Annotated in this window: 9 protein-coding genes; all 9 read left to right on the top strand. The window is 42.8% G+C overall.

Translation table 11 applies throughout. From position 1 onward, the window contains the following. The first annotated feature begins 13 nt into the window (after nt 1-13). The 9 genes from SNE25_RS19610 (at nt 14) to SNE25_RS19570 (ending at nt 13,906) form a co-directional block, all read left to right on the top strand. Nucleotides 14-1,612, top strand: a complete 1,599-nt coding sequence (locus SNE25_RS19610) for a TonB-dependent receptor plug domain-containing protein (RefSeq protein ID WP_321560695.1) — start codon at nt 14-16, stop codon at nt 1,610-1,612. Nucleotides 1,613-1,814: 202 nt separating this feature from the next. Next, complete coding sequence (locus tag SNE25_RS19605; RefSeq protein ID WP_321560694.1) at nt 1,815-3,014, top strand: SusC/RagA family TonB-linked outer membrane protein; 1,200 nt, start codon at nt 1,815-1,817, stop codon at nt 3,012-3,014. A 1-nt stretch (nt 3,015) separates the two neighbouring features. Next, nucleotides 3,016-4,548: a RagB/SusD family nutrient uptake outer membrane protein gene (locus tag SNE25_RS19600; RefSeq protein WP_321560693.1), complete on the top strand. Its 1,533-nt coding sequence runs from the start codon at nt 3,016-3,018 to the stop codon at nt 4,546-4,548. Between the two features lie 11 nt (nt 4,549-4,559). Beyond that, nucleotides 4,560-5,669, top strand: coding sequence for a fasciclin domain-containing protein (locus SNE25_RS19595; RefSeq protein WP_321560692.1), 1,110 nt, complete (start codon nt 4,560-4,562; stop codon nt 5,667-5,669). A gap of 27 nt (nt 5,670-5,696) precedes the next feature. After that, nucleotides 5,697-6,803 (top strand): DUF5007 domain-containing protein, encoded by a 1,107-nt coding sequence (locus SNE25_RS19590; RefSeq protein WP_321560691.1) that lies wholly within the window; start codon nt 5,697-5,699, stop codon nt 6,801-6,803. 21 nt (nt 6,804-6,824) lie between these two features. Next, the gene (locus SNE25_RS19585) at nt 6,825-9,971 is read left to right on the top strand and encodes a SusC/RagA family TonB-linked outer membrane protein (RefSeq protein WP_321560690.1); all 3,147 of its coding nucleotides are present in this window, start codon (nt 6,825-6,827) and stop codon (nt 9,969-9,971) included. An 11-nt stretch (nt 9,972-9,982) separates the two neighbouring features. Next, nucleotides 9,983-11,506: a RagB/SusD family nutrient uptake outer membrane protein gene (locus SNE25_RS19580; RefSeq protein WP_321560689.1), complete on the top strand. Its 1,524-nt coding sequence runs from the start codon at nt 9,983-9,985 to the stop codon at nt 11,504-11,506. Between the two features lie 29 nt (nt 11,507-11,535). Then, entirely contained in the window at nt 11,536-12,258 is a 723-nt protein-coding gene (locus tag SNE25_RS19575) for a hypothetical protein (protein WP_321560688.1), read from the top strand. Nucleotides 12,259-12,295: 37 nt separating this feature from the next. Next, entirely contained in the window at nt 12,296-13,906 is a 1,611-nt protein-coding gene (locus SNE25_RS19570) for a DUF5008 domain-containing protein (RefSeq protein WP_321560687.1), read from the top strand. Nucleotides 13,907-13,936: the final 30 nt, after the last annotated feature.

Here is a 13,936-nt window from a genome sequence, read left to right as displayed (position 1 = left end):
AGATCCATTAATTATGCGATACTTATGGCTGTGCCTTGTGGTTTTTGCTGCAATTACCACATGTGCACCTACTGGCTTAGCCAAGGGGAATGAGGGTAAAAAAAGCAATATAAAACTTAATAGTAATGCTCACATCCGCCGGGATACTGTAGTTAAAGACTCATTATTAGAAGACAGTATAAATATTATTAAAAGACATACTGTTTATAATAAACTGGCCGACAGTGTTATCAAAAAACCTTATGATCTTTCAACGTTTCCTGGTGTTTCCCTGCAGCAGCTATTAAAAGGACAATTTGCCGGGTTATATGTACAGGAGCCTTCCGGTGAACCGGGTACTATGCAAAATATGTTTATAAGGGGAGTACCTATGCCGTTGCTTTCTCCCAAGGATGTTTACCAATCGCAGCCATTAGTTGTACTGGATGGTATCCCGCTCGTAACAGAGCACCCTTTTGCATACGATGTACAGCTTTATAACTATAACCGGATGGGGACGGCTACCAATCCGTTTGCTGATATCGATATGAATAATATCGCTTCGATTGCGGTGTTAAAAGATTTGTCGGCTACGGCAATTTATGGCCCGCGGGCAATTAACGGTGTTATTGTTTTGACATCCAAAACCCCTGTAGCCGCCAAAAGTATCACTTTTGATTCCTATATAGGTTTGGCACAGCGCCCGCATGTAATTACTATAAACGGTAAATATGAAAACGCTTTCAGGCAGCGCTTTTACGACCTTTATACAACCAATGGCAGATATTCTGACGATGAGAATTATCCCATTTATCTGAGCGATTCGTTAAATAACGTTTATAGCGGAAAATCTGATTGGAGCGATCTCTATTATCGCAACGCGGTGGTTTACGGCATTAACTTCGGTATCTCCGGAGGAACCGACCGGGCCAATTTCCGTTTCTCATTGGGTGATCTGAAAAGTGATGGTGTAGCTGATGGCACAGGGCTAAACCGATATAGTGCCATGTTCAACATCAATATGAAGCCCATAAAATGGCTGCTTTTTTCGGCCATGGTAAATGCTAACCGGGTTGAGCGGCAACGCAATAAATACCTGCGCGACCGGTTTGCACAGATCAATTACTTCCCCGATCTAAGTGCGCCGCTGCCGCCAAATAAAGATTTTTATGCCGATTACCTGGAACAATACAAAAAAAGTTTTGATAACAATAAGAACAATATCGTCGATGGTTATGCTAAAATAGGTATCGACCTTGGGAAATTTAAGTTTGTAACAAGCTTTAATGTGGATTATAATGAAGGGTATCGCGATGTATTTTATGCGCGTACACTTTTACAGGGCAACAGCTATGCCTCCAACTACTTTGGCTTTAGCCAGCGTATTATGGCCGATAACCGGGCAACCTATGATCTGACGGTAAATAAAGTACATGATTTTCATTTTGAACTCGGGCAATCAACCCAATGGGACATTTATAAGTATAGTAATGCTTATGCATACAAAGGAGTAAATGACTATATCAAAATTAACCTTTTAGTCTCAAATCCCAAGAACCCGGATGGTTCTGATAACCCTGATTATCTGAATACCACGGCCTTTCCGCGAATTAACCTATCGTTTTCTGGATAAGACCAAGGACAATCTGGTTTCTTTTTACGCTAAAACCGATTATTCATTTAAAGAAAAATATTTTTTATCGGCAACGGTACGTGCAGATGGCTCATCAAACGCGCAACCTACCAACCGGTGGTTTTACTCCCCGGTATTATCTGCGGCCTGGAATGTTAAGAAAGAACTGCTTAACAGTACTGCTATCATCAGTGATCTTGTCTTGCGTGCAAGCGTGGGTCGGTTAGGCCGCCTTAACACGTTTGATAACTATTCACAGGGGCCGCAATATACGGCATCGGTAGGTTATACTGGCAATTTAACTGTACCGGGATATAACGCGATTGGCGTGCTAGCAAGGCCTTACTCCACCGGATGGGTAGGTTATGGAATTCCCTGGTCGTATTCAAATCAGCTTAACCTGGGTACCGATGCAAGTTTGCTTAATAATCGTTTACACCTCTCGGTTGATTGGTATCTGAAACAGGAAAAGAATCTGTTGATCGGTATCCCTGCCTTTGCAGAGTATGGCTATAAGCAGTCGATAGAAAGTGGCATGGCTCTCAACAACAGCGGTATCGATGTGTCTGTATCGGCCAATATTATCCGGAATACAAAATTTGGATGGGCATCGTCTTTAAATCTGAACCATAACGCCAATAAACTGAAGGCACTACCAAGAGGCTTAAGCCAAATTACGATAGATAATAAGCTTTTAAAGGTGGGGAGTCCGGTTGATCAGTACTGGTTATTGACAAACGACGGCATTTACAAATCAGAAAGTGAAATACCTGTTATAAACGGTCAGCCGCTTAAATATAATGGTATCGCTTTACATGCCGGCGACCCCAGATGGCGTGATATAAACGGCGACAATGTGATTGATAACAATGATAAAACACTGAAAGGGCACTCAATGCCGCGCATATCAGGCGGTTATGATAACACTTTCAGGTATGGTAACTGGAACCTAAACGTAAACCTCTATTTCAATCTGGGCCGTGACCTCATTCATCAGGAGATGGCAAACCGCTTTGATTTTATTAATCGAGAAGGTAACAGCGATGTTAATTCTGTTAAAGAGATCACCTTCTGGGAAAAACGCGGCGACTACAGCAAGTATCCTTTGTATAATCCATGGAGCACCGTCATTCCGTACCGTGTTGATCAGGATCTTTTTCTTGAAAATGCCTCATTCCTGAAATTAAGAACAATTTCAATAGGGTACGACCTTACCAGGGCTATGCACCTGAAGAAAATCAAACTCACCAGGTTTTACGTGTATGTAACCGCAAATAATGTGTTTACCATAACACCTTATACGGGACAGGATCCTGAATTGGTAAACTATGATGGTTATGATACCGGTTATGGCCTGCCGATACCAAGAACATACACCTTGGGTGTAAAAATGGAATTATGATATGAAGAACGATCACAAAAATCATGTTGTAAAAATGAAAAAGATATCATGTATTGTGCTGCTGTTTGTAACGGCATTGATGAGCTGTAATAAAACGCTGGATATTGATTCATCAAGAGTTGTTGGTGAAAAAAATATGTGGAATAAGCTTGAAGATGCACGCGCCGGCCTATTGGGGGTTTACGCGCTCACCCGCGCAGCTTTATCTGATAATAACGGGCACTGGCTTTATGGCGATGTAAGGACCGGTGAGTTTATCAGCCCTAACCGGCAGGACCTGAAGGCAATAGCGGGTAACCAATTAAATGCATCCTATCCCACTATTGATGCCTTGTCTGACTGGACACGGTTTTATGCAATAGTTAATGCCGCAAATATTTTTCTCGAACGTATTGGCGACGTAAAAGCTGCCGATAAGCGCTATACTGATAACTACCTGAAGGTTGATGTTGCCCAGGTGCGCTTTTTACGGGCTTTTGCTTATTTCTATATGGTAAGGATATGGGGAGATGTACCATTTATCACTTCATCTCATGATGGTAAGTTTGAAAACCAGCCGCGCGAGAACGGCAGTAAAATATTAGTATGGGCCCAGGAGGAAATACTTAAAGCCTCAGCTGATATGCCTTTTGTTTATAGTAATAACGACATTCAACAGCCTGGTAATTATTACAATGAGGATGCCACCAGGTGGGGCGGGGCTCTGGCTACAAAAAATACGGCTTATGCGGTTTTGGCACACGTAGCAGCATGGCAGGGTAATTATACCGATGTGGCCACATACACCAAATTTGTGGAGGACAACTATGGCAAAAGCGGTATCAGTTACCAGAACACCGAAGATCTTACCAAATCAAACGGCTTCTTTTTTAATAAGAACACGAGCCAGGTGTTTGGTTTTAACTCCGATTGGGGGCATATCGACGGATCGGTAACCGGGCACCTGGAGGAACTGACCCTGGCCGAGCCTGTGGTGAATAAAAAAATTCCTGATGTCTATATGCCGAAAGATACTATTCTGAAAATATTTGATCAGCCGAAGGACGAACGCTTTAGTATAGACACCCTTGGCCAGCCTCGGTCAGAAAGATACTTTACCAATATTAACGGTAAGTACCCAATTTTCAGTAAAGTAAAGGTTATTCTGGGAGGGGTATCCGACCCAACATTCCGATACTTTACCAGCGCATTAATTTTTACAAGAATTGAAGATATCACGCTCCTCAGGGCCGAAGCGTTGGCTGTTTTAGGCGATTTGACTGGTGCCGAAAACGAATTAACGGTGGTAATGACCAGAAGAGGGATAACCGAAATTGATTTCGGCCAGGACATCATTGATTTAATATTTAAGGAACGGCATCGCGAACTTTTGGGCGAAGGTCATAGATGGTATGATCTGGTTCGCTATAACAAGATCAAGCAAAACAACCCTGCATTTCTGAAACTCATCAATTCGCAGGGTATATACTGGCCGGTATCGCGCAGGCTTATTTCTCAGAATAACCTATTAACACAAAACCCATTTTGGAAATAAACAGACCATATATGAAAAAACTAATAAAATATATGAGCGCTTTAAAGCCATTGCTGCTGGTAATACTGTTACAAAGCGCCTGCAAAAAAGATGGCGGTTATCATAATGCCATTGACATTAGTACAAAATTCTCAGGTAATACCTATGAATATTTGAAAAGTAAGCCCGGGGTATACGATTCACTGCTGGCCGTTATAGATAGGACGGGCTTAAAGCAAACGCTTGCGGATAGTAATGTTACGCTCTTTGCGGTTACAAATTCAAGTTTTCAGCTGGCACTTAACAACCTGAATACGCTAAGACGGCAAGGTGATAAAGATCCGTTGTTTTTGGCCAATATTGATGGTGTGCAGCTGGATACCATGGTTTCGTACTATATTATCAGGGGCAAACGTACAACAGATTCTCTGCTTTTGCAGGATGGGCTTGATCTTTATGGTGTACGTTTTGGATATCCGATGCATGGCCGGGTTTCTAAAATATCAGCATCGGGACTCACAGGCGGCGGCCCCGACGTTATTGAATACAGTAATACCAAACGAAGCAAGTTTATCAGAAATTGGGCAACCACAACAACCGGATCTAATAATATCAGCACCCGCAATGGCATTGTGCATGTCGTGAGCCCCGATCATATTTTCGGCTTTGATGAATTTGTATCGCGGTTAACATTTGTTCCGCCACCACCAAATCTGATGGCCTTGATAGGGGGCAAGCTTACAGTTTTAAGGGATAACAATGGTGGCCCAGATAATGGCGAAGGCTCTAAAAAGGTAATTGACGGTGATGACCATACCAAGTTCCTTGCCGATCTTCAGGGACGTTTATGGATGCAGTTTGAGTTGAATGAACCCGAGGTGTCAGGGGTTTACACACTTACATCTGCTAATGATGCTCCAGAACGCGATCCCAAAGCGTGGACTTACGAAGGTTCAAATGATGGCAAGATATGGACTGAACTCGACCGCAGGAGTAATTTCTTCTTTGAAGAACGATACCAGACAAAAGTTTTCAGGTGCCCTAATACTACAGCTTATAAATTCTACCGCGTAGACATTACAGAACTACGCGACGGGGGCCTTTTCCAACTGGCCGAGTGGACCATAAATAAAGTGAAGTAAGCTATGGAAGATCAAAATATCAATGCAATGAAAAAAAAGAAACAGATGCAAATATTCGTAAAAAAAGGATTTATAGCTATCGTGTTTGCTGTTGCAGCGCTCAGCAGTTGTAAAAAGATATATAATATTCCCGACGAAAAGGATTACCTGAGTTCGAACGTGAACTACAGCAATAAAGTTTTTGACCCCATTTTAGGGCGTACTACTTTAATGGGTGGGTTTAATGGGGACAATTCCACACAACCAATAAAGTTTGAGATAATTAACGCGCGTTTTGGCGACGGTAGGCCTGTTTCTGATCTTTTTCAGAAAAAGCCTGCTTATGTGTGGATAGCGCCTTACAATGGTCTTGAAAAAAGTCTTGCCGAAATAGAAGCGAAAAGAAAGCTGGAAGAGCATCCTTTATTTGAGGTGCGCTCATCTGGCGAGTTTATTATGTGGGCATCATCTACTAATGAACTGATTAAACCGCGACCAGCCGATAGTACCAATTTTTCGCAGGATACACGTTATTTTGATGTTAGGATAAGTAACACAGGCGGCAGTACGGTTATAAGGGACCTGCAGGTACGCCCATTTCGCGAGCGCCCGTATGAGCCTTCTGATGATTTTAATATTTACTCCGGTGGGCCCGCCCCGCATCCTAAAACACCTAACAACCCCGCAAGCAGAAATTATATCAGGCCATTTTTAAACGGTGTGATAGGCGCAACTAGCGATATCGCCCTGCAAAGTAATGATGACAAAAAGGATGTGGTGGTTTATATACGTCCCTTTACCGGGGGGACCGGGAATTCGCTAAGGTTCAAATTTCTGAGCAAAGATTCGGTAGCCATGAATCCCGCTTTATTTAACGAAACAACGTGGGATAAAATAGTACACGGGTTTAACATGCAAAAAACCGCAACCTATGTACAATATGATGTTGCCTACCCAATCCCTTTAGTGGAAATACCTACTGTTTACGCGCCTGGAGGCACCCGGGACCATGCCGAATTTAAATACTCAAGAATTGGTTTTGGCGGTATTAGGGTAGTGGCAAGTTTCGGGATTGATTTTGCCATATATAAAAAGGGCGACTGGGAGATAGTGTTCCATTTTTTAAAGGACAATCCAAAGTTTGAAGACGAATAACCGAATTTAAAACTTATCACGATGAGAAAACGCATACTATTTTATATAGCGCTTGTTGTTTGCACGATCTTCTCCTGCATAAACGTTCTTGCGCAAGCGCAAAATGTAACCATTAGCGGTACAGTGGTCGAAAAATCGACCAATAAGACCTTGCCAGGTGTAAATATATACATGGGTAATAAGGGTTTGACCCAAACCGATATCAAGGGAAAGTTTACTGTTACCGTACCAGCCGGCTCCACGCTTATGTTTACTTTTATTGGTTTTGTTTCGGAAAAAGTCAAACCCGAACCCGGGCAAAAAAACATAACCGTAACATTAACTGAAGACAAAAAAGGGCTAAATGAGGTTATCATTGTAGCCTACCAGAACAGGAATAAAGAAACAACCCCCGGCGCTTCGGTAACCATAACAGCTAAGGATATCCAGGATGTTCCAACTTCAAATGTTGAGAACCTGCTGCAAGGTAAAGTTGCCGGGTTAAATGTTCAGAATAATACGGGTGCCCCGGGTTTCAGGGGTTCGGTTCAGGTACGTGGTTTGTCAACACTTAGTGTAACAGGCAGTGGTAGCGAGTCGTTTTTACAACCCACATCCCCCTTGTATATTATTGACGGGGTGCCTTTGGATGCTGATAAGGCAGCTGAGTTTGGTTTTCAGACACAGGGGCCGGGCGTGAGCCCTTTATCACTAATACCTGTAGAGGATATCCAAAGTATACAGGTGATGAAAGATGCACAGGCAACCTCTATGTATGGGTCAAGGGGAGCTTACGGGGTAATCATCATAACCACTAAACGCGGAAACTCAAAAGTACCAAGAGTGCGGTATACCGGTAACTTTTTTGTTAACGCGACGCCAAAATTGCGTGAAACATTGGGGGGGAATGCGGAGCGTCAGGCAAAAATCCAGCAGATATTGGCCAACACCACAATCATTGATGAGCTTAGAAAACTGGGTAAAACCGGTTTCCTGGCAGATAGTTTAAACGCCTACTGGAACAACTCCACAAACTGGCAGTCCATTTTTTATGGCACAACCCATAATCAAAGCCATAACATAGCCCTTGATGGCGGGAACGAACGCTTTAACTATAAAGTGAATATGGGATACTATTCAGAAAAAGGGGTTATCAAGAACACAGGTTTTGACAGGTATAACATGAACATGAACATGGAGTTTAAGCCAAATGATAAATTCAGGTTCTTCGGTTCTCTATTCGGTTCGTTAGGTAGTCAGGCCAAGGGTGATGGAGTTGGCTTATTGCAACAGGGAGTGGCCGAAAACGGGCAGGCTTCTACCTTGCTGCCGCCCCCTTCATTTTATCTTTCGCCCGATGGAGTAATATCAGCCTTGCAAACCAATAACAGCAACAATACGAGAAATTTACGCACTAATATCGATGGTCGTTATGAGTTTCTTCCCGGGTTTGCTGTATCGTCAAGCATCAGCTATGATTATACTTCAGATGCCGAATCAACATTTACACCCGCTGCTGCAAATGCCCAATTTGCACAGATATATGATTTTGAAGGCCGTAATTTCACGTTATATAACCGTAATGCTATCACTTATGCCAAAACTTTCGGTGTAGATCATACCATATTCATCAATACATTTAATGAAATATATAAGCAGGGGGGGCAAAGTGGTATTATCAGGCAAACCAGGATCCCGAATGACCAATTGCAGGGCCCAATAGGGTTCGACCCTTATAATTCAAGAGGTGGAGGTGTGCTGTCAAATTATAAAAATGCTACTATCGCGTCATTTGCCGGCTCATTTAATTACGATTATAAAAAGAAATATGTACTGGAGCTCTCGTACCGTTTGGATGGTACATCCTCCAACGGTTTGGAGAATCCGTACTCAAAAAACCCCGCCGCCGGTTTCAGATGGAACTATTACAAAGAGAACTGGTTTAAAAACTGGGATTGGCTAACCTCCGGAGGTTTAAGGTTAACCTGGGGCCAGAATATTGTGCCAACGGGCAGTTTGCAAAGTATTTATGGTTTGTATAACCTGAATGGTAATTTCAACAACAACCCAACCATTGGTGTCAACTATGAGTTTATACCCAACCCCGGATTAAAACCAACCACCACTACACAGTACAACCTGGGCTTTGATATGACGCTTTGGCAAGGTAAGGTTGACCTGAGTTTTGATACCTACTATAAAAAAGTGGATAATTTGTTGTTCGACAGGTTTTTGCCTAATAGCACAGGTTTTCAGAAAAAGACAAGTAACGATGTGTCCATTGCTGACTATGGTTATGAACTGATGGTAACCGTAAGACCAATAACCGCTAAAGATTTTAACTGGACCGTATCATTTAACGGGGCCATTAATCGGGATTATTTGCTGCGTTTGCCCGCCGAGTATAACGGCCAGTATATCAAATTTGATTATAATAATAATCAGCATATTGTTTTCAGAGTGGGTAAAAATACGCTGTCAAATTACCTGATTATCAACCAGGGTGTTTATTCAACCGATGCCAACGTGCCTGTTGACCCTGTAACGGGTAAAAAATATCAAACCAACGGACTTGCCTTCAAAGGCGGTGATCCGATTTATAAAGATGTTAACGGCGACTATATACTTGATAGCCGGGATTATGAAATAACCGGTAACTCGCAGCCTTTAATTACAGGTGGTATATCAACAAATATCAACTATAAAAATTTCGGGTTAAATATTTACGCTACTTATACAGCCAAACGAACAATTTTAAATAATGCCTTGTCTGACAGGTTGTCCATCATGCGCGATCCATATGCATTATTAGCCGTGGTGCCGTTGGATAACCTGGACATTTGGCGTAAACCCGGAGACCACTCGGTATATCCTAATCCTTATTCATTTTCGAGGTTTAACCAGATACAACCGCTACGTCCTGATCAAACCTTGTGGCAGGAGGATGGATCATACTTAAAGATCAATACGGTTACCTTCTCTTATATGTTTAATCGCCGTTTTGTACGACAGCTTGGATTCAACAATGTAAGGCTTTATTTCTCCACCAATAATCTCGTCACATTTTCAGGATATAATGGCCCCAACCCCGAGAACGTGACCTCTCTTGGCCGGGATGCATCAAGCGGATATCCAGTACCGCGTACTTATAACTTAGGTTTAAATATCGAACTCAATACAAGTAAATAAAACTCAGGATCATGAAAAAAAGTGTGATATACATTTTAGCAGCGGCAGTAAGCTTGTGTTTACCTTCCTGTAAGAAGTTTTTAAACGTACAGCCCATTGACAAATTAACGGGTAATAACTTTTACCGTTCAAAAGACGACGTTGTTGCCAATATTTATGATATGTCGAGGACCTTCTTCGGTAAGATCAATGAAACGCATTTTATTGGCGCTACCGGCGAGTACCGCTCTGGTGAAGTGCTGTATGAACCACAAGCCGATCTTGGACCCGCACGCGCATTTGTAGAGGTACTTGGCAGGAATGACCTGCTGGGACTTATAAACGGAAACCCGCCATGGAATTTCTACAACTTTGGTTTGATCACCGATTGGACCGGTTATTATCAGGTGATACAAAGCGCTAACATCCTGATCTCAAAGCTGGAAACAGGCGTACCCGGCGTAACCGAAACCGAGAAAATGCAGTTTGAAGGCGAAGCAGCTTTTATACGCTCATTGGCTTACTTCTTTATGGTCAGGCTTTATGGCGATGTGCCTTATTATACCGATGCGTTTCATTCAACAGCTTTACCACGTGAAAACATGGTATCTGTTTTAAATAAATGTATCGCCGACCTTAAAAAATATAAAGATGGTTTACCCTGGACCTATGCCGACCCCGCATTAAAAGGCGTGCGTGCCACCAGGGGCAGCATGATAGCGCTTGTCATGAATATGGATATGTGGAATGCCGGCTTCGATAAACCAAATGCAACTAAATACTACCAGGAAACCGCCGACCTGGGGCAGGAGCTTGTTAAGAGCAATGCTTACAGGTTACTGCCGTTAACCGAATGGGCAACGGTTATCAAAGGAAGATCGGACGAAAGCCTTTTTGAGTTTTACCGCAGTATTAACTACGGCGACCAGAATGCCGCCATTGCACCGGTAGGCGATATGTTTCTCCATTATCCTTATAAAAGACCCGAATATACCCATAGGATAAGCTTTGCCTATTACCGGGGCGAATACATGCAAAAGTTATATCCTGGCACAGCAGACAAGCGGGTTTCCATATGGTTTAACTCGGATATATATGCCGACAACGGGAAATTCATGATGCTCAAATTTGCCCAGAATGCCTTTGCTACCGGCGAAGAGGATGCCAATCCGGATAACACTTTTATGATATTCAGGTATGCTGGCGAGATATTGCTGTGCGCAGAAGCTATGGCCGAACTGGGAGAGGACGACGCCGCAATTGCCATGGTTAACAAAGTTAGGGACCGCGCCGAGGCTTCGCGCTATACAGGTGGTGGCGGGCAGGATCTTAAAGATTTTATTTTCCTGGAGAGATCACGCGAACTAATGGGCGAGGGACATCACTATTTTGACATGGTGCGCACCCGCAGGATCATGAACAGCGAATGGTCATATGATGTACTGACATTAGACAAGTTTAACCGCGGTGCCTGGACATGGCCGCTCAACGGCAACGCGCTTGCCAATAACCCTTTCATGTCATTGAACATGTATTGGATAAACGGAGGTAACTAACCTATTTCTAAAGAGTAATGATAAGAAATATGAAAAATATAATTATTGTTTTTGCGGGCTTATTACTGCTGTTCACCAGCTGCAAGCGCGATGAATATTACAAGGACGGGGGTAAAGCCAACGCTGATTATCCGGGAGACATGCTGCAATATCTGCAGGATAAGGCGGTTCCGTTTGATACCATTGCCCAGATAGTAAAGCTGGCCGGAATGGAAGATACCTTTCGCCATACCGATTTTACCTTTTTTGCGCCTGACGACGATGTAATCAAAAGGACCATCGGTAACAACAAAACCCAGGGTTCATTAAATAACTTTTTGTTTGAGGTTGGGCGCGATACCGTCAAAAAACTGTCAGACATCGATCCCGCGATATGGAGAAAATATTTAGAACGGTATATGTTTAAGGGTATCAACAGGCTTAAGGATTATCCGCAGATAGACTTTACCCTGCAAAACCAGTATCCGGGCGCACTATATTACTCTTACAGTGGGGATGTGCTGAACATTGGGGTGATATATGGCGATGCCAATAACGTAAAATATATTGGTCCGCGTACACTGGTAATAGGCTATATATATGATATCAATAATGCCGAAAATGCTGTTTTTCGCACCAATATATCCTCCTCTGATATTAAGCCAAAAAACGGGGTAGTACATACCCTGCAATACAACGAGGCGTACTTTGGATTTAATGCCACCGACTTTTATGATGAGATTTATTTTGCAGGACTTCATCCATCTAATTAATAGTATAAATGATTTTTCAATGGTAATGAATTGAAACATGAGAAGAATTAACTACATCATAACGCTTGCCCTGGTAGTATTTGCTATGCAGGCCTGTAAAAAAAATAAAACAGAGTTTTCGGATCCTTACGGAGACGGGAAACCGCCATTAGGTGTTACCCTGAGCAGGGATGCGGCACCTGTGCCTGCAACTGGCGCGGTGGGTACCGAGGTAACCTTTAGCGCTACCGGGCTTATACCTTTTAAGGACAAAATAAAGTTTATGTTCAATGGTGAGCCCGGGCAGGTTACTGAAGTAACGGAATCGACCATTAAAGTAAAGGTGCCTCCGTTTGGCAGCACTGGTATTACCTCCATCGCCATAGATAATCAGTTGGTAATCGGCCCGATATTTAAGGTGAACGGATTAATTAACATCGATCCTTCGTTTAGAGCTACAGCCGGAGCAAATAATTACGTGAACCAGGTATATACGCTTGCTGATGGGCGAAACCTGGTACTTGGCTGGTTTACCAATTATGATAACAAAGGAATTATTACCCCGCTTAACAGGATTGTAAGAACATCAGCCGATGGGGAACTCGACCGTACATTCAGAACCGGGAAAGCAGCAAATGGCGCCTTATCCAGGGTTGTTGAACTTGGCGGCAGATATATTATTGCGGGAGGTTTTAGCGGCTACAATCAGCGTACCGAAAATATCAGCAATATCACCAGTTTAAATATTGATGGCAGCGTTGATACGATCGGTATAAAAACCTACAGAAGGCCGTCGCAAACAGATACAACCAAGTATTTCCCAAGATTCAACGGTGGAACCAACGATTTTATAAGCCGGATATATAAGCACCAGAACAAGATAACGGCAACCGGTAACTTCAGATATTATGTGAGCCGGGTTTATACCGAACATAATCATGATTTTACTCGTGACACAGTAATATTGGACAGTACTGAAATACGGCAGGTGCTCCGTTTTAATCTGGATGGATCGCTGGATAAAACCTATCGCTTTAATGCTACCACCAACAAAGGTCAGCCTTCGGCAAACGGGCCAATTGACTCATATATGCATACTGATGCCGATCAGATGGAGAAATTGGTTGTATTTGGAAACTTTACCACATTTGATCAGAAGGCCGCAGGCCGCCTGGTTCGGTTAAGTCCAGATGGTACCATAGACGCATCTTTCAAAACCGGTACAGGTGCCGATAATATTATCTCATCATTAACGTACAACGTTGTTACAAAAAAATATTTCATAACTGGGATATTCAGGTCATACGATGGCAAACCGGCTATGGGAATGGCCCTGCTCAATACCGATGGCACCCTTGACCAAACTTTTACACCTAAACTATTTGAAGGGGGTTACCCGGGTTTTGCCCGCCAGCTTGATGATGGGCTGATTGTAGTTAGCGGTAGTTTTAAAAAGTATGATAACGTTACCCGTAACGGCTTTATGGTATTAAACGGTAAAGGCGAGCTGGCAGGGAATTATAATACTACCGGACCATTCTCCGGTACCTTGAATGATATTATACAAACAAAATCGACCGACGGAAAAAGAGCATTGCTGCTGATAGGCGGATTTTATCGGTTTGACAACATACAGGTTAGTAATATCATACGCGTAACCATTGAATAAATTTTAAGAGAACCTATAATTTATAAAAAG

Origin of the sequence: Mucilaginibacter sabulilitoris (assembly GCF_034262375.1) — a bacterium.
GTDB classification, from domain to species: domain Bacteria; phylum Bacteroidota; class Bacteroidia; order Sphingobacteriales; family Sphingobacteriaceae; genus Mucilaginibacter; species Mucilaginibacter sabulilitoris.
The sequence above is the reverse complement of the archived record's forward strand: the minus strand, read 5'-3'. Positions and strand labels throughout refer to the sequence as shown.